The 19,863-nt window shown below is 68.7% G+C and carries 21 protein-coding genes; 11 read left to right on the forward strand and 10 right to left on the reverse strand.

The window, feature by feature from the left end:
* Positions 1-134 precede the first annotated feature (134 nt).
* Together IEY58_RS22495 and rclC are read left to right on the forward strand one after the other, a co-directional pair.
* Positions 135-482: a carboxymuconolactone decarboxylase family protein gene (locus IEY58_RS22495; protein ID WP_456057527.1), complete on the forward strand. Its 348-nt coding sequence runs from the start codon at positions 135-137 to the stop codon at positions 480-482.
* Between the two features lie 41 nt (positions 483-523).
* Positions 524-1,153, forward strand: coding sequence for a reactive chlorine resistance membrane protein RclC (rclC, locus tag IEY58_RS22500; protein WP_189049983.1), 630 nt, complete (start codon positions 524-526; stop codon positions 1,151-1,153).
* Positions 1,154-1,296: 143 nt separating this feature from the next.
* On the opposite strand, the gene IEY58_RS34670 is transcribed toward rclC, so the two are convergent.
* A complete protein-coding gene (locus tag IEY58_RS34670; protein ID WP_268237591.1) occupies positions 1,297-1,422 on the reverse strand; it encodes a hypothetical protein in 126 nt (41 codons plus the stop codon).
* Positions 1,423-1,732: 310 nt separating this feature from the next.
* Between IEY58_RS34670 and IEY58_RS22505 the strand changes: the two genes are divergently transcribed.
* The 3 genes from IEY58_RS22505 to crcB all read left to right on the forward strand — a co-directional run bounded on the left by IEY58_RS22505 (position 1,733) and on the right by crcB (position 4,189).
* A complete protein-coding gene (locus IEY58_RS22505) occupies positions 1,733-2,860 on the forward strand; it encodes an OpgC family protein (RefSeq protein ID WP_189049985.1) in 1,128 nt (375 codons plus the stop codon).
* 85 nt (positions 2,861-2,945) lie between these two features.
* Positions 2,946-3,809 (forward strand): SGNH/GDSL hydrolase family protein, encoded by an 864-nt coding sequence (locus tag IEY58_RS22510; protein ID WP_189049987.1) that lies wholly within the window; start codon positions 2,946-2,948, stop codon positions 3,807-3,809.
* Complete coding sequence (gene crcB, locus IEY58_RS22515) at positions 3,809-4,189, forward strand: fluoride efflux transporter CrcB (RefSeq protein ID WP_189050110.1); 381 nt, start codon at positions 3,809-3,811, stop codon at positions 4,187-4,189. The genes IEY58_RS22510 and crcB overlap by 1 nt, the downstream gene beginning before the upstream one ends.
* A gap of 46 nt (positions 4,190-4,235) precedes the next feature.
* Here crcB and IEY58_RS22520 read toward each other — a convergent pair whose 3' ends face one another.
* Complete coding sequence (locus IEY58_RS22520) at positions 4,236-6,335, reverse strand: methyl-accepting chemotaxis protein (RefSeq protein WP_189049989.1); 2,100 nt, start codon at positions 6,333-6,335, stop codon at positions 4,236-4,238.
* 229 nt (positions 6,336-6,564) lie between these two features.
* Here IEY58_RS22520 and IEY58_RS22525 point away from each other — a divergent pair, with 229 nt between their 5' ends.
* Positions 6,565-7,059: a hypothetical protein gene (locus tag IEY58_RS22525; protein WP_189049991.1), complete on the forward strand. Its 495-nt coding sequence runs from the start codon at positions 6,565-6,567 to the stop codon at positions 7,057-7,059.
* A gap of 6 nt (positions 7,060-7,065) precedes the next feature.
* Here the strand turns inward: IEY58_RS22525 and IEY58_RS22530 are convergent, their stop codons facing one another.
* The 5 genes from IEY58_RS22530 to IEY58_RS22550 all read right to left on the reverse strand — a co-directional run bounded on the left by IEY58_RS22530 (position 7,066) and on the right by IEY58_RS22550 (position 12,489).
* On the reverse strand, positions 7,066-7,860 hold the full coding sequence (locus IEY58_RS22530; protein ID WP_189049993.1) for an SDR family NAD(P)-dependent oxidoreductase: 795 nt from the start codon (positions 7,858-7,860) through the stop codon (positions 7,066-7,068).
* Between the two features lie 86 nt (positions 7,861-7,946).
* Positions 7,947-9,689 (reverse strand): thiamine pyrophosphate-binding protein, encoded by a 1,743-nt coding sequence (locus tag IEY58_RS22535; RefSeq protein WP_229743879.1) that lies wholly within the window; start codon positions 9,687-9,689, stop codon positions 7,947-7,949.
* Positions 9,690-10,667: an alpha-ketoacid dehydrogenase subunit beta gene (locus tag IEY58_RS22540; protein ID WP_189049995.1), complete on the reverse strand. Its 978-nt coding sequence runs from the start codon at positions 10,665-10,667 to the stop codon at positions 9,690-9,692. It abuts the gene before it with no gap.
* Positions 10,667-11,671, reverse strand: coding sequence for a thiamine pyrophosphate-dependent dehydrogenase E1 component subunit alpha (locus IEY58_RS22545; RefSeq protein WP_229743880.1), 1,005 nt, complete (start codon positions 11,669-11,671; stop codon positions 10,667-10,669). Before IEY58_RS22545 ends, IEY58_RS22540 begins: the two co-directional genes overlap by 1 nt.
* Entirely contained in the window at positions 11,668-12,489 is an 822-nt protein-coding gene (locus IEY58_RS22550) for an IclR family transcriptional regulator (protein WP_189049997.1), read from the reverse strand. Before IEY58_RS22550 ends, IEY58_RS22545 begins: the two co-directional genes overlap by 4 nt.
* A gap of 109 nt (positions 12,490-12,598) precedes the next feature.
* Between IEY58_RS22550 and IEY58_RS22555 the strand changes: the two genes are divergently transcribed.
* The 5 genes from IEY58_RS22555 to arsC all read left to right on the forward strand — a co-directional run bounded on the left by IEY58_RS22555 (position 12,599) and on the right by arsC (position 15,366).
* The gene (locus IEY58_RS22555) at positions 12,599-13,402 is read left to right on the forward strand and encodes a hypothetical protein (protein WP_189049999.1); all 804 of its coding nucleotides are present in this window, start codon (positions 12,599-12,601) and stop codon (positions 13,400-13,402) included.
* Between the two features lie 83 nt (positions 13,403-13,485).
* Positions 13,486-13,842 carry an ArsR/SmtB family transcription factor gene (locus IEY58_RS22560; protein ID WP_189050001.1) on the forward strand — a complete coding sequence of 119 codons (357 nt, stop codon included), beginning with the start codon at positions 13,486-13,488 and terminating at the stop codon, positions 13,840-13,842.
* Positions 13,839-14,297 carry an ArsI/CadI family heavy metal resistance metalloenzyme gene (locus tag IEY58_RS22565; RefSeq protein ID WP_189050003.1) on the forward strand — a complete coding sequence of 153 codons (459 nt, stop codon included), beginning with the start codon at positions 13,839-13,841 and terminating at the stop codon, positions 14,295-14,297. The genes IEY58_RS22560 and IEY58_RS22565 overlap by 4 nt, the downstream gene beginning before the upstream one ends.
* The gene (locus IEY58_RS22570) at positions 14,270-14,962 is read left to right on the forward strand and encodes an aquaporin (protein WP_229743882.1); all 693 of its coding nucleotides are present in this window, start codon (positions 14,270-14,272) and stop codon (positions 14,960-14,962) included. The genes IEY58_RS22565 and IEY58_RS22570 overlap by 28 nt, the downstream gene beginning before the upstream one ends.
* Entirely contained in the window at positions 14,959-15,366 is a 408-nt protein-coding gene (arsC, locus tag IEY58_RS22575) for an arsenate reductase (glutaredoxin) (protein WP_189050004.1), read from the forward strand. The genes IEY58_RS22570 and arsC overlap by 4 nt, the downstream gene beginning before the upstream one ends.
* On the opposite strand, the gene IEY58_RS22580 is transcribed toward arsC, so the two are convergent.
* The 3 genes from IEY58_RS22580 to IEY58_RS22590 all read right to left on the reverse strand — a co-directional run bounded on the left by IEY58_RS22580 (position 15,363) and on the right by IEY58_RS22590 (position 19,831).
* On the reverse strand, positions 15,363-15,575 hold the full coding sequence (locus IEY58_RS22580; protein WP_189050006.1) for a dodecin: 213 nt from the start codon (positions 15,573-15,575) through the stop codon (positions 15,363-15,365). The two genes, arsC and IEY58_RS22580, sit on opposite strands and share 4 nt — an antisense overlap.
* Before the next feature lie 196 nt (positions 15,576-15,771).
* A complete protein-coding gene (locus tag IEY58_RS22585) occupies positions 15,772-16,164 on the reverse strand; it encodes a response regulator (RefSeq protein WP_189050008.1) in 393 nt (130 codons plus the stop codon).
* Positions 16,165-16,174: 10 nt separating this feature from the next.
* Entirely contained in the window at positions 16,175-19,831 is a 3,657-nt protein-coding gene (locus IEY58_RS22590) for a hybrid sensor histidine kinase/response regulator (protein ID WP_189050010.1), read from the reverse strand.
* Positions 19,832-19,863 lie beyond the last annotated feature (32 nt).

The following is a 19,863-nucleotide window of genomic DNA, read 5'->3' on the forward strand; positions in this document are numbered from 1 at the left end:
CCTCCTGCGCAAGATCGATCCGTTGGGCCATTTCGCTGATCCTTGCTGCCATCGGGCGTGACGAGGCTCGGCCTTACCTTCTGTGCATCGGCCGCTGGGCCAGGCCAAGCGGTTCTGAGAACAGGAGATTTAAGATGTCCATGCTCGATTGGAACACCTATCGCCAGCAGCTGACCGTCAAGGTCGGCGAGATCGCCAAGCTCAGCCCGGACACGATCAAGGGCTATCAGGCACTGAGCGCCGCCGGCCAGAAGACCGACTTGCTCGGCGCCAAGACGCGGGAGCTGATCTCGCTCGCGGTTGCGGTCGCGATCCGCTGCGACGGCTGTATCACGGTGCACACCAAGGCGGCGATCGACCAGGGGGCGACCCGCGAGGAGATCGCCGAGGCCTTGGGGGTCGCGACCGCGATCAATGCCGGCGCCGGCATCGTCTATTCGGCCCGCGTGCTCGACGCCTACGCCCAGGCGACCAACGCCTGAACCCGCTCTCCCAACCCGTGCTTGCGAAAGGAGTCTGGATCATGCGCTCCCTTGTCGACACTGTGCTGGCCCGTCTCGGGGCCAGCGACCGCCTGGGCCTCGCCCTCATGCGCGTTGCCGTCGCGGTCATCTTCCTGTGGATCGGCGCCTTGAAGTTCGTGCCGTACGAGGCCGACAGCATCACGCCGTTCGTCGCCAACAACCCGGTCATGTCGCTGTTCTACAAGCATCCCGACCAGTATCGGGCGCATCTGACCCGCGAGGGCCAGCTGGTGCCGGCCGAGCGCGCCTGGCAGACCGAGAACAACACCTACGGCTTCTCCACCGGCTTGGGCGTCGTTGAACTGACCATCGGTACGCTGGTGCTGCTTGACCCGATCTCGGTGCCGCTGGGCTTCCTGGGCGCGCTCTTGGCGTTCCTGACGCCGTTCGTCACGCTCTCGTTCCTGGTGACGACGCCCGAAGCCTGGGTCCCGGCGCTGGGCGACGCGGAGCATGGCTTCCCCTATCTCTCCGGCGCCGGCCGGCTGGTGCTGAAGGATACGGCGATCCTGGCGGGCGGCCTGCTCATCCTGGCGGACTCGGCCCGCTCGCTCAGGCGGAAGCTCGCCGCCCGGTCACAGAAGCGAGGGGCGGTCGAGACGAAAGGGGTGACGGTGGCAGCCGAATGATCTTGGCCGTTCCCCTCGATCCCCAAAAAACCATTCGAGCGCCCTTCCGATCGGGAGGGCGCTCGAACGTGTCGAACGACGTCGTCCGGGCCGCCGTCCACTTCTGCGAGAGGTGGCGACCGTTTCTACTTGGACCGTCCTGCTCAGTGCGTTTGCAGTGCCGCTACAGCCAGAAGTGGCACCAGAAGAGCGAGGGTGAACAGGCCGCAGAGCGCCGAAATGCGCTCAAACCACGTCCATTTTTTCCAGTCTGATTGAAGATCCTGCATGATAAACACTCGCAGAACTCTCTGAATGTTCTCGCAATACCGGCCCTTCATCGAAAGTGTCGTGTACAGCTTTCAGAATGATGGTGGCGGCATTGAGAGTGCATCAGGAATGGTTCAGATATTGCTAACAGCATAGAAAGCCGGTCGATTTTTCAGAAATTATTATCCGATATTTGTTTCGTATTTTAGATTCTGTTGTATGGCATTTTATCGATCGAGGAGCCGTGCCGATCTGCCGCACCAGATCGCGCTGGAACAGCGGGCATCGGATCTGAGTTAATGGGTCAAAGAGGCCCGCCGGAGCACCACCATGGGTTCGCCGAGGATTCTCGTACGCCGGGATCCGCGCGTCGATCTGTTGCGCGGCATCGCGCTGCTGACGATCTTCGTCGATCACGTGCCGGGCAACCTACTCGGGTATCTGACGTTCCGTAATTTCGGGTTCAGCGACGCGGCCGAGCTGTTCGTCGTGCTCGCCGGCTTTTCCTCGATGATGGCCTACGGCAGCTGTTTCGAGCGCGACGGCACCATGCCGGGGCTGCGCCGGATCGGCGCCCGCTGCCTCAGGCTCTACCTGGTCCAGATGGGGCTTCTGGTCGCGACGCTCGGCATCGTCTGGGCTTGGGGGCGGCGCTTCGGGCTCGACATCTCGCCGATCCAGCCGATTCTCGACCGCGGCATGCGCAGCGGCATGACCCACGGGCTGATCCTCGAGGCGCTGCCGGCCTATCTCGACATCCTGCCGCTCTATATCGTGCTGATCGGCGTGTTCCCCGTCGTCTATCTGCTGATGCGCAGGAACCCGATCGCCGCCCTCGGCCTGTCCGCCGGCTTGTGGCTGCTGACCAATCTCCACCCCGCGCTCAACCTGCCCAACACGGTCTATCAGCGGCGCTGGTTCCTCGATCCGTTCGCCTGGCAGTTCCTGTTCGCGATCGGCATCGGGCTCGCCATGGTGATGCGCCGGCGCGACGGCCGCCTGCCGACCGTTCCGGGCCTCAGCGCCGCCGCCTGGGCCTACCTGCTGTTCGCGCTGCTGGTCGCCGCCCCCTGGCACACCTGGGGCCTGTGGGACGTCCAGTTCATCGCGGTGCCGCTGACCGACAAGACCGTGCTGGCACCGTTCCGGCTCATCAACATCTTGGCCGTCCTCTATCTGGCGCTCACCTCGGGCTGGTTCCGGGCTTTGGCCGAGCGGCCGCTGGTGAAGCCGGTCATCGCCTGCGGCAAGCATTCGCTCGAGGTGTTCGCCGTCGGCACGCTTCTGTCGCTGATTGGGCGCCTGTCGTTCGAGACCTTCGGCACGCCGCTCTGGCTGCAGATCGCGGTGAACGGCATCGGCTTCCTGGTGTTGTTCCGGCTCGGCCGCCTGCTCGAGGCCGGCCGGACCGCATCTCGGCCCGCCCAGCCGGTTTCCCGTATCCATCTCAGCCACTGAAACCCTGGCCACTTCGGCCCCCAGCCACATCGGCCCCAACCACTTCGGCAATGCAATTTTAAGCAAAGCCGGGCATGCTGGGCCCATGACGTTCCTCCCAAGCCTTGGCGGCGGTCGGGTGGTCGAAGGATCCCGGACCCGCCGCCATTTTGTTGCCCCCGTCCTCGCCCTCGTGGCCGCGACGGCGATCGGTACCAGCGCAAGTCGCCCGGCGGCGGCCGACGCCATCCGGCTCGCGACCTCGCCGCTGGCGCAGCCGGCAGCCGCCTTGCCGCATGTCGCGGCCCGTCTCGCCCATCGCGCGCCGATCACCATCGTCGCGTTCGGCTCCTCCTCGACCGAGGGCATCGGCGCCAGCTCGCCGAGCCATGCCTATCCGGCACGGCTCGAGGCGGACCTGGCGGCCCTGGTGCCGGCGGGCGAGGCCGTCACCGTGGTCAATCGCGGCATCGGCGGCGAGGATGCCGACGACATGCTGGCCCGCCTGCAGAAGGACGTGATCCAGCGCAAGCCCGACCTGGTCATCTGGCAGACCGGCACGAACGATCCGCTCCGCAAGGTGCCGCTCGACCGGTTCGAGACGCTGACCCGCGACGGCATCGCCCGCATGCGGGCGGCCGGCATCGATGTCGTGCTGATGGAGCCGCAGGATTGCCGGATGATGCGCGCGACGCCCGGCGCCTTTGCGTTTCGTGACGCGGTCCGCCGCATCGGCGCGGACACGGCGGTGCCCGTCGTGCGCCGCTACGACCTGATGCATCGCTGGCTTGCCGAGGGCAAGGTGACCGAGACGCAGCTCATGGCGGGCGACGGCCTGCACATGGCGGACGCGGGCTATGAGCAGCTGGCGGCCGAGGTCGCGCGCGAGCTCCTGGCCGATGCCCGCCGTCCGGCCGCCGCCGCGGCGCAGGCCCCTGACGAGGCGAGACGCGCAACGTTGCAGCCGTGATTCAAACCTACGCCTGGGTGGCGCTCGGCGGCGCCATCGGCAGCATGGCCCGTTTCTGGATGGCGAACGTGGTCGCGGTCCTGACCGGGCCGGCCTTTCCCTGGGGCACGCTCGGCATCAACATCATCGGCTCGTTCGTGATCGGCCTCGTCGCGTCGCTGACCGGGCCGGACGGAAGCTACGACGTGCCGTCGGACGCGCGCATCTTCCTGATGGTCGGGATCTGCGGCGGCTTCACCACCTTCTCGTCCTTCAGCCTGCAGACCCTGGTGCTGCTGCAGGCCGGCGAATTCCTGCGTGCCGGCGGCTACATCCTGGGCTCGGTGGCGCTGTGCCTGATCTTCGTCTGGGTCGGCTACGTGCTGGGCATCACCCGCTGATGGCTTGACCCGGCGGCGGGGATGCCCGCTGCCAGGTCTTGCGTCGTCAGGCGGCGCGGATCTGGTCGAGGAATCCCGCGACGTCGCCCTTCAAGACATCGGCCTCGGTGCCCATGGCGTGGGCCGCTTCGCCGACCTCGCCCGCGACGGTGCTCGCCTGGTCGACCGAGGCGGAGACGCCGTTGATGCTGGCCGAGATCTGGTCGGCCGCACGCGCCACCTCCTGGACATTGCGGGCGATCTCGCTCGTGGCCGCCCCCTGCTCCTCGACCGCGGCCGCGATGCCGGCGGTGATGCCGCCCATCTCGCGGATCACTTCCGAAATCGCGCGCACGCCCTCGACCGCGTCATGGGTCATGCCCTGGATCTGGCTGATCTGCTGGGTGATGTCCTCGGTCGCCCGCGCCGTCTGGTTGGCAAGGCTTTTCACCTCCGAGGCCACGACGGCGAAGCCCTTGCCGGCCTCGCCGGCCCGCGCCGCCTCGATCGTGGCGTTCAAGGCCAGCAAGTTGGTCTGGCTCGCGATGCTGCTGATCAGCGTCACGATCTCGCCGATCTTCTGGCTGGCCGCCGCCAGGCCGGCGATCGTCGTGTCGGTCTTGCCGGCCTTGTCCATGGCGTCGTTCGAGATCGCGGTCGACTGGCTCATCTGCCGGCTGATCTCGGCGATCGAGCTCGACAGTTGCTCGGCCGCGGCCGCGACCGTGTTGACGCCGGCCGAGGCCTCGTGCGCCGCGGAGGCGACCGTCCCGGTCTCGGCGGCCGAGCGGCCGGCGGCCGTCGTCATCGCCTCCGACGAGGCCATGAGCCGCGCCGTCGCCTGGCCGACCGCGGCCAGGCTGGCACCGACCTGGCCGTCGAAACTGCGGCACAGCGTCTCGATCGCCGCGGCGCGCCGGGATGCTGCCGCCTGCTCCTCGATCCGGGCCGCGACGGCAAGCTCGTGCTGGCGGCCGTTCTCGCGCAGCAGGATGAGCGCCTGCTGCATGCGGCCGATCTCATCATCGCGCGTCTTTTCCGGGATCTCGACCGCGAAATCCTGCTGGGCCAGCCGGTCGATGGTTGCGGTCAGCTCAAGGATCGGCCCGCTCACCCGCCGACGCACGATCACGAACCCGGCCGCCGCCAGCCCGACCGCAACCAGCAGCAACAGCCCGTCCAGCACCAGGGTGCGCGTCGCCAGTCCAGCCTCGGGATCCGCCCGCGCCACCATCTGGTCGAGCGCCACGTTCAGCACGTCGACCGCATAGCCCGTGTATTCGGTGTTGAGCCTGCGCAGATCATCGATCGGCATGGTCGCTTTCTGCCCGGCGGCAAGCGCATCGACCAGCGCCTTCTGGCCGTCGTAAATCGAGCCGGAGAAATTGCCGTTCGCCTTGGTCACGGCCACGACCAGTGCCGGCGGCGCATCCTTGCGCGCCGCGGCCTCGGTTACGACGACCCAGGCGGCCGATGCGCGCGCCGTGTCCTGGTACCAGGCGAGCGCGTCGGCCGGCGACAGGCTCTGGTTCGAGGCCACCGCCGATTGCGTCAGCAGCGCTGCCAGACCGAGATTGAGCCGGGTCGCCCAGGCGGCGCGCTTGACCGACAGATAGTGGTCGACCACCGGATCGACCAGCTTCAAGGACGCCTCGAGCGGATCGCTGGCGCCGAGAATGCCGTCGAGCAGGGCCTGCGTGATTTTCGGCCAATCCTGCACGAGCTGGGCATCCCGCGCGGATTTCGGCTGATGGATCGCGGCGTCGACCTTGGGCCGCAAGGCGGCCACGGCGTCGTGGCTTGAGACGAGCCGGGCGATCGGGTCGGCAAGCTCGGGCAGGGCCAGGTCCTGCAGCGCCTTGAGACCGTCGGCATAGCCTTGCTCGGTCGCGGCGCGCAGCTTGGCGATATCGGCCTCGGTCGTGCTGCTGACCGGGGCATCGCCAAGCAAGCCGCTGATCTCAGCGCCGCGCTCGTTGCGCATATTGATGAGCGCCTTGAACAGATGCCGGGAAGTGAGGCTCGCCGTTTCGACCCGATGGGCGTTGGCGCTCCGCTCGACCGCATCCGAGAGCGCCACGGCGCTCGCGATGACCAGCAGCAATCCCATGGTGCCGATGACGAGGCCAAGGATCGTGCGGATCGACAGATTGTTGAGGCGGAACATAAGGGTGCTCCCTGTGGGGCGGTTTTTGCTTGGGCCGGATCGCATTCTTGCGCCGGGCTGTCGTGGCCACGGGCGTCGTTGCGGCGATTGTTGCTTGCCTTGGTTAGGGAATCGTAACGGCCGGGCACAAACCACGTGCCTTATGGGCAATCTTCATGCTGCGAATGATATTGAAAATCATTCGCAATATCGCTTAGTCTCGCTCGACCTGGAACTACGGGAGACGATGATGTCCGGACACACCCCTCACCATCCGACGAGCCTCAGCGAACTCGAGCTTGCCGAGCGGCTGGTCGTCTGGTCGTTCCGGCGCTGGGTGTCCGGCACGGAGAATTGGGCGCTGGTCGAGCGCGAATTCCGGCGGCAATTCGCGGATACGGCCGCCCAGGGCGCGCTCCGCTCATTCGCCATGTTCGTCGAGGCGCTGCGCTGCCACGCGCGCCGGGTCATCCGGTATCACCAGCCCGGCTGCCCCTGTCTCGGTTCCGACGAGGTCTGCGTCCTGACCCTGGTGACGGCGACCCAGGCCGGCGACATGAATCTCGCGACCGCGACCGGCCGCTGGCTGGTCCGGCCCGAAGGCCTGGACCGGCTGGTCGAAGCAGCGGCGGCGCTCGGCCGCGCGATGGCGTGCCAGGATCTCCTTCTGCCGCGCCGCCTGGGCGACGACGTGCGGCCGGTGCGCCCGGCCGTGCCGTTCGACGGCACGATCACAATTCACTAAGCGCGCCTATCCCGCGAGGCAGGTGAGCCCGCCGTCGACCGGCAGGCAGACGCCGGTGATGTAGCGTGCCTCGTCGGAGGCGAGGAAGAGTGCCGCGCGCGCCACGTCCCAGGCGTCGCCCATGCGGCCCATCGGGCTCCTGGCGTTGCGCGCGGCGATCATCGCCTCGGTATCGGCATAGCTGCCGGCGATCTGGCGATGGATGAGCGGCGTGTCCATGAGCCCGGGCATGATCGCGTTCACCCGGATATTGTCCTTGGCGTAACGGATGGCGAGCGCGCGGGTCAGGTGGTTCAAGCCGGCCTTGGACGCCGAATAGGAATAATAATGGTAGTCGTTGATATGGATTGCGGCGGTCGACGAGATGTTGACGATGGCGCCGCCGCCCTGCTGCAGCATCGCCGGCACGACCGCCTTGGACGCCAGCATCGCGCCGGTCAGGTTGATGTCCATCACCCGCTGCCAGCGTTCCTTGGTGATGTCCTCGAGCTCGCCGATGTCGGTGATGCCGACGTTGTTGTGCAGCACGTCGATCCGGCCGAAGCGGGCGAGCGTCTCGGCGACGATCGCCTGGATCTGGGCCTCGTCGGTGACGTCGCCGGCGAGCGCCAGCGCCTCGCCGCCCTCGCTCGCGACGATCTTGGCGGTTTCCGCTGCCGCCTCCGCCCGCACGTCGACTGCGACCAGCTTCGCTCCTTCGCGGGCATAGAGCACGGCGGCGGCCTTGCCGTTGCCCCAGCCCGGGCCGGACGAGCCGGCGCCGAGCACCAGGGCGACCTTGTCGCGCATCCGCAAAGCCATGGCGTCCCCCTGTTTGACTATTTGATTAGAGACGGATTCACGGATTGAGTGGATCGCTGCGCGATTCCACTCAATCCGATCCGGCTCTAGGCGACGCGGTCGCCCTTCTTGACCTGGACCGTGCGATTGTCGACTCCCGGCAGCATCTTGGCCGGATCGCGCGTCACGACCAGGTCGATCACCGTCGGCCCGCGCTCGGCGAGGCCCACCTCCAGCGCCGGACCCAGGTCGCCCGGCCGCTCGACGCGGATGCCGCGCACGCCCAGCGCGTCCGCGACCCGGGCATAGTTGGTCTCGGCCAGATCGGACGCGTGATAGGCGCCGCTGCCGTACATCAGGTGCTGCAGCGCCTTGACGTAGCCGGAGGCCGCATTGTTGACGACGATGATGGTGAAGGTGAGCCCGAGCCGGCGGGCGGTCTCCAGCTCGCCCAGCATCATGTTGAAGCCGCCGTCGCCGGTCAGGCTGACGACGGGCCGGCCGGGGGCGGCAAGCGCCGCGCCGATGGCACCGGGCAGGCCATAGCCGATCGAGGCGAAGCCGCGGTCCGGCACGAAGCCGCGGCCGGGCCGCTTGGTGTCGAACAACAGGCCGCCCCAGTGCGCCGCGAAGCCGCCGTCGGCGATCAGGATGCCGTCGGGGGCCAAGCGCTGATTGAGCTCGCCCATCAGCCGGCCCATGGAGACCGGCACCTCGTCGGACGTGTATTTGCCGACGACGCCGGCCTTCCAGGCAGCATGGCGGCGCGCCACCTCGACGGCATAGGGCATCTGGCGCTGGCGGATGTCGCCGGCCTGGGGCGCAAGCAGCCGGTGCAGCTCCGCGATCGTCTCGCGCACGTCGCCCCAGAGCGCCAGTTCCGGCTCGTTGGTCCGGCCGAACTCCTCGGGCAGCAGGTCCAGATGCACGATGCGGGCGCCCTTGGGCGGCACGGTGAAACGCTTGGTCGCGATCTCGCCGAGCTTGCAGCCCACGACGAACACCAGGTCGGCCTCGGCGATAAGCGCGTTGGCGATCCGGTCGTAGCGGCCGAACAGGCCGGCACTCAACGGATCGGTGCAGGCGATCGCCCCTTTGCCGGTCATGGTATGGGCGACCGGCAGGTTGAGCGCATGGGCGAACGCCGCAAGTGTGTCGGCCGCTTGACTCAAATGCACGCCACCGCCCGCCAGCAGGATCGGCCGCCGGGCCGCGGCCAGCAGGCCTGCCGCCCGCTCGACCGAGGCGACATCCGGCCGGCAGCGCACCGCCGGCGCCGCCTCGGTTGCAGGGTCGCCCGAGAACGCATCGGGCTCGAAGCCGTAGGTCGCATGGCACACGTCCTCCGGCACGTCGACCACGACCGGGCCCGGCCGGCCGGAGGTCGCGACACGGAACGCCCGGCGCATCAGCTCCGGGATGCGCTCGATCTGCTCGACCCGGATCACCTCCTTGGCGGCGGGCCTGAGGATGTCGATCTGGCGCGATTCCTGGGTCATGTTCTTCCAGGAATGGCCGCGATGGCTGTCGCCGACGAGCACGACCATCGGCGTGCCGGCGTTCAAGGCCTCGACCAGGCCGGTGACGAGGTTGGTGGCGCCAGGCCCGAGCGTCGCGTCGGCGAGGCCGACCCGGCCGGTGAGCTTGGCATAAGCGTCGGCGGCAAAGACCGCGGCGCGCTCGTCGTTGATCAGGTGATGCTCGAGCGAGAGGCGCCTGGCCGCGTCGTAGAACGGCAGCAGCTGGAAGCCACCCATGCCGAACATCGGGCCGCCGTGGAAGGCCTGGATCATGCGGGCAAGCGCTTCGCCACCGGTCATCTCGTTCGGGGTCATTTCATTCGTTGGCATCTAGCTTCTCCCGACCATGTCCCGAACGGCCTCGACGATCGCCGGGGCCGTGACGCGCACCGCATTCTCGAGCGGCGGCGCATAGGCGATGAGCGTGCGCGGCGCGCCCAGGCGGCGGACTGGCGCCTTGAGCCGCTGCCCGAGGTGCTCCGCGATGGTCGCCGCGACCTCGGCGCCGAAGCCCGCAACCGCGACGGCCTCGTGGGCGACCAGCAGGCGGCCGGTCTTCTCCACGCTCTCGAGCACGCGCGCCTTGTCCCAGGGCCAGAGCGTGCGCAGGTCGATGAGCTCGACCTCGATGCCCTCACCCGCGAGCTTGCGCGCCGCCTCGACCGCGACATGGACCTGGGCCGACCAGCTGACGATCGTCACGTCCCGGCCGGGCCGGATCACCCGCGCCTCGCCGAACGGCACCAGGTGCTCGCCGTCCGGCACCTCGTCCGTCAGGCCCCACAGGTTCTTATGCTCCATGAACACGACCGGGTCGTCGGACCGGATCGCGGTCTTCAGCAACCCCTTGACGTCGGCCGGGGTCGACGGGCAGGCGACGACCAGGCCCGGCACATGGGCGTACCAGGCCTCGAGCGACTGGGAATGCTGGGCGGCGGACGAGCGCCACATGCCGATCGGCTCGCGCACGACCAGCGGCACGCGGGTCTGGCCGCCGAACATGAAGCGCGCCTTGGCGGCCTGGTTCACGAGTTCGTCCATGGCGCAGAGCGCGAAGTCGGCAAAGCGCATCTCGACGACCGGCCGTGTGCCCATCATCGCGGCTCCGACCGCTGCCCCCAGGATCGCCGCCTCCGAGATCGGCGCGTCCGAGATGCGCTCCGGCCCGAATTCCTCGACCAGGCCCCGGTACTGGCCGAACACGCCGCCGCGGCCCAGGTCCTCGCCGACGGCCCAGACCAGGGGGTCGCGGCGCATCTCCTCGGCAAGCGCCGCGCGGCCGGCCTCCATATAGGTCGCAGTCGCCATCAGAACGCCTCCCGGCGGGGATCGCCCGCATCCTGCACGTCGGTGAAGGCCGTCTCGGCCGGCGGGAACGGGGCGGCGAGCGCCTTGCCGTAGGCCGCACGCATCTCCTCGATCGCGGCCCTCGCGTCGGCGGCGAGTTCTTCGCTCAGCACGCCGGCGGCGCCCAGGATCTCGGCGGCGCGCCCGATCGGCTCGCCGCGGCGGCGGGCGGCGACCTCGTCGGCCGAGCGATATGTGGCGGCATCGGCGCCGGTATGGCCGGTCAGGCGATATGTCCGGGCATGGAGGAAGCGTGGGCCCTCGCCGGCACGGATCGCGCGGACCGCCTCTGCCGTCGCCGCGTCGACCGCCAGCACGTCGTTGCCGTCGAGCTCGAATGTGGGAAGCCCGAGCGCCCGGGCGCGGGCACCGGCGCCGGCACCTGCGGTCATCGTGTGGGTCCGGGTCGTGGCAGCGAAGCCGTTGTCCTCGCACACGAACAGCACCGGCAGCTTGAACACGGCGGCCCAGTTCAACCCCTCGAGGAACGGCCCGCGATTGATGGCGCCGTCGCCGAACAGGCAGCAGACGACATGCGGCTCGCGCTTCAGCTTGATCGCATGGGCGGCACCGGCGGCGATCACGATATTGGCCGCGACAACGCCGTTGGCACCCAGCATGCCGACCGAGAAGTCGGCGATATGCATGGAGCCGCCCTTGCCGCCGCAATTGCCGCCGACCCGGCCCAGGAGCTCGCACATCATCGCGGTGCTGTCGGCACCCTTGCCCAGCGTGTGGCCATGGCCGCGATGGGTCGACAGCAGGATGTCGCTCGGCGCCAGGTTCGCGGTGACGCCGGCCGCCACCGCCTCCTGCCCGATCGAGGGATGGATGGCGCCGAGGACGACCTTGTCGTCCAGGCCGCGCAGCGCCTGCTCCTCGAAGGCGCGGATGCGCCACATCATGCGGTGATGGGCGCGCAGGCGTTTGATGTCGAGATTGTCGCCGGGCGACGGACCGGTCATCGGAGCTGATCTCCCATCGAGGGGCTATGGACGAGACTGCCGGAAGTGGCGTCGAGGGCGAGCGGCGGCAGGCGGCGTTCGAGTTCCTCCGCCTCCGCGTGCAGCAGCGCCACAAGTTCGGCGCGCCGGTCGGGCGTCATGCGGTCGCGGATCGCGGCGAGGCTGAGCGCGAACAGCGGCCGGCCGTCGGCGTCGTGCACGGCGACCGCGACGGCGTTCATCGCCGGCACGATCAGCCCGTCGTTGAAGGCGTGGCCGTCGGCCCGGGTACGTTCGACCAGCCGCAGGATCGCGTCGGCGGTGAAGCCGCTGAAATCCTTAAGCCAGTCGGCGTTGCGCACCAGGATCAGGCGGATTTCCGCATCCGGCAATGCTGCAAGCAAGGCCAGGCTGCCGGCGCCGACGCCCAAGGGCCGACGGTCGCCGACGTCGAGCGTGAGCGTGCGGATCGGAAAGGCGCCGACCGCCCGGCCGATGCAGATGGCGGCAAGGCCCTCGCGCACGGAGGCAAAGCTCGTGTCGCCGGTCGCGGCGGCGAGACGGGCGAGCGCGCCGTCGGCCAGCTGCGCGACATCCTGCTGCAGTGCTGCGCGGCCCAAGGTGGCGACGACGGCGCCCAGGCGATAATGTTTGGTCGGCAGGTCCTGGCAGGCGAAGCCGACATCGGTCAGCGCGGCCAGCAGCCGATGGGTCGTCGCCGGGCCGAATCCGGTCGCCTTCGCGATGTCGGTCAGGCTCAAGCCGCCGGCGCCCTGGCCGGCCAGCACGCGCAGCAGTGCCGCGATCCGATCGACGGTCTTGACGGCCGTTTCCGGCACCGAGCCCCCTCCCGTTCCAGATTAGCCGGGTCTTCTCGCCTGCTTTTCCAAAATCGCCTATTATCTAGGTCGAATTTTGGAAAGAAGGTCAATCCCCGGGGACCGAGCCATGGTCGATGTCGTTGTCGCACCCACCGTGACCAAGCTCGGACCGGAGGCGTCGGGCGCGGTGCTGGTGACCGGATCGCACGGCGGGCTCTATCCGGGCCGGCTCGCGGTTGCGGCAGGCGTGCGCGCGGCGATCTTTCATGACGCGGGCCTGGGGCGCGACGAGGCCGGCGTCGGCTCGCTCACCCTGCTCGATGGGCTCGGCATCGCCGCAGCGGCCGTATCGCACCTGAGCGCGCGCATCGGCGACACCGACGACATGCTGGCGCGCGGCCGGATCAGCCGCGCGAATGGCGCGGCCCAAGCGCTGGGCGTTGTGGCCGGCATGGCGTGTGTCGCCGCCGCGGACCTGCTGAAGGCGGCGGCGCACTCTCGCCACACGATCGCGAAGGGCAGCGAGGTACGCCTCGTGCTGGTCCGGCCGCGGCGGCCGATCGTGCTGATCGATTCCGCGGCCATGGTCGATCCGGTCGCCGACGTGGGTGCCATCGTCGTGACCGGCTCGCACGGCGGGCTTGTCGGCGGCGTGCCCGCCATGGCGCTCCGGGTCGAGGGTTTCGCCGGCATCTACAACGATGCCGGCATCGGCATCGACGAGGCTGGTGTCGGCCGGCTGCCGGCGCTCGACGCCCGCGGCATCGTCGGCCTGACGGTCTCGGCATCCTCCGCTCGGATCGGCGAGGCGCGCTCGACCTTCGAGGATGGCGTCATCTCGCGCGCCAACCGCACCGCTGCGGCGTTGGGTGCCGCGCCGGGCCTGCCGCTCAAGCCGCTGCTCGAAGCCTGGGCCGGTGGTCACAGTTAATAATTCGATATTTCTCGAAAAGTCGTTGACTCATCTGGCGCGCGATGATATTTCGATAATCGATGGAATATGGAAATCAGCTGATGAATGCGAAGCAGGTGATTGCGGCGCTCGGCGCCTTGGCCCATGACACACGCCTCGCCGCGTTCCGGCTGTTGGTCGAGCGTGGGCCCGATGGCCTGCCGGCGGGCATGCTCGCCGACGCGCTGGGCGTGCCGCCCTCGTCGCTCACCTTCCACCTGCAGCAGCTCGTCCATGCCGGGCTCATCACGCAGCGACGGTCGGGGCGCCAGCTGATCTATGCGACCGATTTCGCGGTCATGAACGGCCTCATGGCCTATTTGACCGAGAATTGCTGCGGCAACGCCGACACTTCGACCCCCGTCTGCTGCCCGCCCGCCGCCGCGGCGGCCGACCCTACCGACAGGAGATCCGCATGAAGCGCCTGCACGTCCATCTGGGCGTCGAGAATCTCGACAGCTCGATCCGGTTCTACACCGCGCTGTTCGCAGCGGAGCCGACCGTGCGCAAGCCCGACTATGCGAAATGGCTGCTCGATGATCCGCGCGTCAATTTCGCGATCTCCGCGGGCCACGGTGCCGCCGGCATCCAGCATCTCGGCATCCAGGTCGAGGATGCCGACGAACTGACCGAAGTCTACGGCCGGCTGAAGCAGGCGGACGGGCCGGTGCTCGAGGAAGGCGCCACGGTCTGCTGCTACGCCCGGTCGGAAAAATCCTGGATCTCCGATCCGCAGGGGCTGGCATGGGAGACGTTCCTGACGCACGGCGACAGCACGGTCTACGGCGGCGGCCTGCCGGCGCCGGGCGGCAAGACCGACACGGCCGCGCCGCGGGCGCAGACCGCGTGCTGCGGTCCGGCCTCCGCGGCATGATCCACCGGGCTGCAGTCGTCGAATTCATCGCCACCGGCTTCCTGCTGGTCGCGATCGTCGGCTCGGGCATCATGGCTGAACGGCTGAGCGCCGGCAGCGTCGGGCTCGCCCTGCTGGCGAATGCGCTCGCGACCGGCGGGGCGCTTGCGGCACTCATCCTGGCGTTCGGGCCGGCATCGGGCGCACATATGAACCCGATCGTGACACTCGCGGCCGCGGCGACGGCCGACCTCGACTGGCGGGCCGTGCCGGCCTATCTGCTGGCGCAAGTGGCCGGTGCCGTTGGCGGCGTCTGGCTCGCCCATGTCATGTTCGACCTGCCCGTCTGGCAATTCTCGACCCATGGGCGGACCGGCACCGGGCAATGGGTCGCGGAAGCCGTCGCAACGTTCGGGCTGCTGATGGTGATCTGGGGTTGTCGCGCCCATCGCGCACCGGTCACGGCCATCGCCGTGGCCGGCTATATCACGGGCGCCTATTGGTTCACCGCGTCGACGGCCTTCGCCAATCCGGCCGTGACCTTCGCCCGCATGCTGACCGACAGCTTCGCCGGGATCCGTCCCGCCGACGCGCCCGGCTTTCTCGCCGGCCAGACAGCCGGGCTGCTGCTGGCTTTGCCGCTGCTGCGCGGCGGCTGGCTCGAGCCTCGAAGGACCGAACCATGAGCGTCACGATCTATCACAATCCCGACTGCGGGACCTCGCGCAACACGCTCGCCATGATCCGCAGCACGGGCGTTGAGCCGCGCGTCATCGAATACCTGAAGACACCGCCGAGCCGGGATGAGATCCGGCAGCTGGTCCAGGCCATGGGCGTGCCGCTCGTGACCGTCATGCGCCGTAAGGGCACGCCGTTCGACGAACTCGGGTTGGGCGCCGACGGGCTCCCGGAGGACGCACTGCTCGACGCCATCGCCGCCCATCCGATCCTGCTCAACCGGCCGATCGTCGCGACGCCGCTGGGCGTGAAGCTGTGCCGGCCGTCGGAGCTGGTGTTCGACTTGCTCGACGGGCCGCGTCCCGCCGTCTTCGTGAAGGAAGACGGCGAACGCGTCGTGCCCTCCGCTTAGCCTTCTTCGAGGGTGAAGCCGATCTTGAGCGTCACCTGGTAATGGGCGACCGCGCCGTCCTCGACGCCGCCGCGAATTTGCACGACCTCGAACCAGCGCACGTTGCGGATGGTCGTGGAGGCGCGGGCGATGGCGTTCTGGATCGCGTCGGAGATGCTCTCCGACGAGGAACCGACAAGCTCGACCAGCTTATAGATGTTCTCGGTCATGGTGTGCGCTTCCTTCCATGGACGCGGGGCCGCCCGGGCTCGCTTGGAGATGAAGCGGGGGCGGCTCAGCGGGACGCTGAAGGCGAGAAGACGCGGATGCTCAAGCGGTGCGACAGCGCCTGTCACGAGTGGCGCCCGGAAAGTGTAACGCGGATCTCGATCGATTGACATGGGGGCGGCTGGGCGCCGCCGGTGGTTAGTCCCGTCCGAGGATCGAGTCGAGCCGCCGCTTGAGATCGGCAGGCGACACCGGCTTCACCAGATAGCCGTTGACGGCGTGTTCCTTGGCGAACTCCACGACATTCTGGTGCGCGTCGCCGGTCAGGAACACGATGGGCGTCTGGCGGATTGCTGGCAATTTCGATTCTCGCACCGCCCTGAGGAACGCGCGGCCGTCGACCGGCTCCATATGCACGTCGCAGAACACGATATCGGGCCGCGTCCGCATGACCTCGAGCAGACCGCTTTGGCCGTCCGCCGCCTCGACGACCGACCGGACGCCGACCTGCAGCAGCATCCGCTTGATGAGCGATCGCGTGTGCGGGTTGTCCTCGACGATGAGTGCCGTGGCGGCTTCGTAGCTGGTCATGTTTCCCTCATCAGGCGACGCGGAGCAGCGCGGTTGCCTCGCGCAGTTCGGCTTCCGTCGGCGACAGCAGGTCGGCGAGCACGGCAGCGGTCTCGGCATCGCTCGCGTCGATGCAATCCTGCACGTCGCCGGCGATTCGGCCGAGACGCACGGCGCCGATCGAGCGCGCGGCGCCTTTGAGCGCATGGGCAGCGTCGCGCGCCCCCGCCATGTTGCCGGCGCCGAGCGCGGCGGTGATCTCGCTCACCATGCCGGGCACGTCGTCGAGGAAGCCCGCAAGGAAGCGTCTCGCCTCATCGTCGAACGCACCGAACGCTTCGGCCAGCCGGTCCACGTCCAGGATCTGCGGATCGATCAGCGCCGCCGCGGCGCGCTCCGGTGTCGGTGCCGCCGGCTGGAGCGCGGTTTCGATCGACCGGCGCAGCGGTTGGGCCTGGGGCAGGAAGCGCTCGAGCGCGGCCGCGAGCGCCTTGGTGTCGATCGGCTTCGTCAGATAGCCGTCCATGCCGCTGTCGAGGCACTGCTGCTCGGTCCCGGTAAGCGCGTCGGCGGTGAGCGCGATGATCGGCAGACGGGGTGCCGCCGAATTCTCTGCCTCGGCACTGCGGATCGCCGCAGTAAGCTGGAACCCGTCCATCTCCGGCATATGGAAGTCGGTCAAGAGCAGACCATACCGCTGGCGGCGCCATTGCTCGAGCGCGAGGCGGCCATGCTCGACGACATCGTGGGCGTAGCCGAGCTTCGCCAGGATGCGGCTGATCACGACCTGATTGGTCCGATTGTCTTCGGCGACCAGGATTAATGCGCCGGCAGCGAGCGCTTCGGCCCGCGACGGCGGCTGCCAAGCGGCGATCGACTTGTCCGAACCCGCCGCTGCCAATGTCGCCCGGCCGAGGGCTGCCGCGATGATGCTCCAGAGTGCCTGCCGCCGCAGAGGGCTGACGGCGGTCGCGAACAGGTCGGCGCGGTCCGTGTCGTCGAGCGTCGCGATCAAGCCGCGCGGCGCCACGAGTACGATCTTTGCGTCGCCGCAGGCGGGATCGGTGTGTATGGCCGCTGCCAGCGCAAGTGCGCGTTCGCTGTCGGCGCCGGCATGGACGAGCACGATCGGCGCTGCCGGTCCACTGACCGTCCGGCGGGCAAGCCCGGCCGGCACGGCGGTGGGCTCGTCGGTCCAAGCGACGTCGACGATACCGGCCGCCGCAAGCTGACGCCCGAGCGCCGCTCGGGCCCGGACCGGGAAATCGACCCCGACGACGCCGGCATCGGCGATCGCGACCGGCGGCGTCGCGACGCCCGGTTCGGCTATCGCGAGCGGCAGCTCGAACCAGAAGATCGAGCCAGTGCCGAGGATCGAGTCGACCCCGATCGCCCCGCCCATCATCCCGGTCAGGCGATGGCAGATCGACAGGCCGAGCCCGGTACCGCCGAAGCGCCGGGCGGTCGAGGCGTCGGCCTGGACGAAGGGCTGGAACAGCCGGGCGGCCTGCTCCTCGGTCAAGCCGATGCCGGTGTCGATGACCTCGAAGCGCACCGTCCGATTGGCGGCTCGGGTCTCGGTCGGCCGAACGACGAGCGCCACGCCGCCGCGCTTGGTGAACTTGACGGCATTGCCGATCAGGTTGAGCAGGATCTGGCGCAGCCGGGTGGGGTCGCCGGTCAGCCGATCGGGGATTGCGGGGTCGAGATCGACGACCAGTTCGAGCCCCTTCTCCTCGGTCCGGGTCGCGATCAGCTCGCCGATGCCCTCGACCATGTCCGACAGTGAAAAGCCGACATGCTCGATCTCGAGCTTGCCGGCCTCGATCTTCGAGAAATCGAGAATGTCGTTGATGATGGTGAGGAGCGCCGAGGCCGAGGTGTGGATCACTTGGGCCATGCCGCGCTGGTCGACCGTGAGCTGGCTCTGCTCCAGGAGCTCGGCCATCGCCATGACGCCGTTCATCGGTGTCCGGATCTCGTGGCTCATCATGGCGAGGAACGAGGATTTCGCCTTGGTCGCGGCCTCCGCCTCGTCCTTGGCGCGGCGCAGCTCGGCTTCGGCCTGCTGGCGCCGGGTGATGTCGCGGACGATGCCGGTCAGGTGGAAGCGCCCGTCGCTCTGCCAGCGGGCGAGCGACAGCTCGACCGGAATCTCGCGGCCGCCGCTGTCGCGCACGCTCGTGCGAAACGCATGCCCGATGAGATCCGGCAACTCGCCGGCGATGAGGCGTTCCAGGAACAGCGCGCCGCCGCCGGGCGTCCCGGCCGAGGCGAAGTCGACGAAATTGCGGCCGACGAGCGGCCCGCCGTCGGGGTCGAACATGCGCTGGGCAGCGGGGTTGGCAAGGATGATCCGCCCGGCGTCGTCGAGCGTCACCATCGCGTCGGCGGCGGAGCTGGTTACGGCCTGCATGCGCGCTTCGTTCTCGGCGAGCCGGCGCGCGTCGGCTTCGGCCCGCTCCTTGGCGTGAGCCAGAGCGCGCTCGGCCACGAGTTTCTCGCGCAACCCGTCGCGCAAGATGACGATCGCCCGCTGCAGCTTGGCGATCTCGTCGGCACTGCCGGTCTGCGACGGCTCGACCGCGAGATCACCCTGGGCCAGTGCTACGACATTGTCGGTCGCCCGGGTCAGCGGCCGGAGCAGCCGTCGGTTGATCAGCAGCAGGGCCGCTGCGGCCGCTACCGCGAGCGAGACGAGCGAGCTTGTCGCCATGGCGAAATTGAACAGGGCGCCATGTCGCTGGACGGTCAGGCTGTCCCGCACCAGGCCCAGCTCCAGATCGCGCGCCGTCGGTATCGTCGCCATGAGCGGGATGTAGAAGCGGTTGAAGTCGGCGACGCTCACGCTCGCCGCTCCGCCGCTCTGTCGTGCGTAGATCTGGTTCTCGATGAAGCCGAAGCCGTCGTGGAAATATTTCTGGTCGATCGCCCGATAGGCCTCGGCGAATTGGATGGGCAGATCGTCGACGAAGGCGAAGCCGTGCAGCAGGTCGCTCAATTCCCGGATGCGGCCGAGCGTCGTGGTGAGCGCGCGGTATTCGTCGTCGGTGACCGTGTGGCCGGTGACAATGGTCGGGATGAAATAGGAGCCGAGCCGCCCGGCCTGTTCGCGCAGCTCCGAGGCGAGGTCCGCCGCCACGAGATGCTGGAACACGCCCGGATCGATGCCGGAAAGCGCCAGCTCGCCACGCTGTGCCAGCGGCAGCAGCAGGTCGACCGCGCCGAACATCACGGCGGTCGTGCGTCTGATCCGCGCGGCCGAGCGATCGGCGAGCGGCAAGGCCGCGATGTCGTCGACGCCCGCGCGCGCCGCACTGAGCACGGCCGGCACCCGTTCGACAAGCTGGCGCAGATCCGGATCGTCGGCGGGCCGGCTCCGCTTGAACAGGGCGACGGCCGATGCCAGCGCCCGGTCGGACGCGGTACGCGCCTCGGCCAGATCATGGACCGACTGCGCCGGCAGCGGCGGGTCGGCTCCCATCAGTGCATTGGCGGGCCCGCGCTCACGGCCGATGGCATCGATCGCGGCCAGCACGGCCGCATGGCGCTCGAGCGATTCGACGGCATGCTTCGACTGGGCGACCGCGGCATATTCCTTGCCGATGATCGCGATCGACAGGATCATCGGCACCAGTATTGAAACGAGAATGAGCGCCTTGATCAGCGTGTAGATCTTGATGCGCATCACACGAAACCCCGCCAATATCGGGATTTGCA

Origin of the sequence: Aliidongia dinghuensis (assembly GCF_014643535.1) — a bacterium.
Lineage (GTDB): Bacteria > Pseudomonadota > Alphaproteobacteria > ATCC43930 > CGMCC-115725 > Aliidongia > Aliidongia dinghuensis.

What these genes read in the sequence shown, in the direction of transcription:
- IEY58_RS22545 (WP_229743880.1), bottom strand. Translation starts at nt 11,671, where the DNA reads ATGACCGGTCCGTCGCCCGGCGACAATCTCGACATCAAACGCCTGCGC.
- IEY58_RS22495 (WP_456057527.1), top strand. Translation starts at nt 135, where the DNA reads ATGTCCATGCTCGATTGGAACACCTATCGCCAGCAGCTGACCGTCAAG.
- IEY58_RS34670 (WP_268237591.1), bottom strand. Translation starts at nt 1,422, where the DNA reads ATGCAGGATCTTCAATCAGACTGGAAAAAATGGACGTGGTTTGAGCGC.
- IEY58_RS22510 (WP_189049987.1), top strand. Translation starts at nt 2,946, where the DNA reads ATGACGTTCCTCCCAAGCCTTGGCGGCGGTCGGGTGGTCGAAGGATCC.
- IEY58_RS22535 (WP_229743879.1), bottom strand. Translation starts at nt 9,689, where the DNA reads ATGCCAACGAATGAAATGACCCCGAACGAGATGACCGGTGGCGAAGCG.
- IEY58_RS22530 (WP_189049993.1), bottom strand. Translation starts at nt 7,860, where the DNA reads ATGGCTTTGCGGATGCGCGACAAGGTCGCCCTGGTGCTCGGCGCCGGC.
- IEY58_RS22585 (WP_189050008.1), bottom strand. Translation starts at nt 16,164, where the DNA reads ATGACCAGCTACGAAGCCGCCACGGCACTCATCGTCGAGGACAACCCG.
- arsC (WP_189050004.1), top strand. Translation starts at nt 14,959, where the DNA reads ATGAGCGTCACGATCTATCACAATCCCGACTGCGGGACCTCGCGCAAC.
- IEY58_RS22505 (WP_189049985.1), top strand. Translation starts at nt 1,733, where the DNA reads ATGGGTTCGCCGAGGATTCTCGTACGCCGGGATCCGCGCGTCGATCTG.
- IEY58_RS22565 (WP_189050003.1), top strand. Translation starts at nt 13,839, where the DNA reads ATGAAGCGCCTGCACGTCCATCTGGGCGTCGAGAATCTCGACAGCTCG.
- IEY58_RS22580 (WP_189050006.1), bottom strand. Translation starts at nt 15,575, where the DNA reads ATGACCGAGAACATCTATAAGCTGGTCGAGCTTGTCGGTTCCTCGTCG.
- rclC (WP_189049983.1), top strand. Translation starts at nt 524, where the DNA reads ATGCGCTCCCTTGTCGACACTGTGCTGGCCCGTCTCGGGGCCAGCGAC.
- IEY58_RS22590 (WP_189050010.1), bottom strand. Translation starts at nt 19,831, where the DNA reads ATGCGCATCAAGATCTACACGCTGATCAAGGCGCTCATTCTCGTTTCA.
- IEY58_RS22525 (WP_189049991.1), top strand. Translation starts at nt 6,565, where the DNA reads ATGTCCGGACACACCCCTCACCATCCGACGAGCCTCAGCGAACTCGAG.
- IEY58_RS22560 (WP_189050001.1), top strand. Translation starts at nt 13,486, where the DNA reads ATGAATGCGAAGCAGGTGATTGCGGCGCTCGGCGCCTTGGCCCATGAC.
- IEY58_RS22555 (WP_189049999.1), top strand. Translation starts at nt 12,599, where the DNA reads ATGGTCGATGTCGTTGTCGCACCCACCGTGACCAAGCTCGGACCGGAG.
- IEY58_RS22540 (WP_189049995.1), bottom strand. Translation starts at nt 10,667, where the DNA reads ATGGCGACTGCGACCTATATGGAGGCCGGCCGCGCGGCGCTTGCCGAG.
- IEY58_RS22520 (WP_189049989.1), bottom strand. Translation starts at nt 6,335, where the DNA reads ATGTTCCGCCTCAACAATCTGTCGATCCGCACGATCCTTGGCCTCGTC.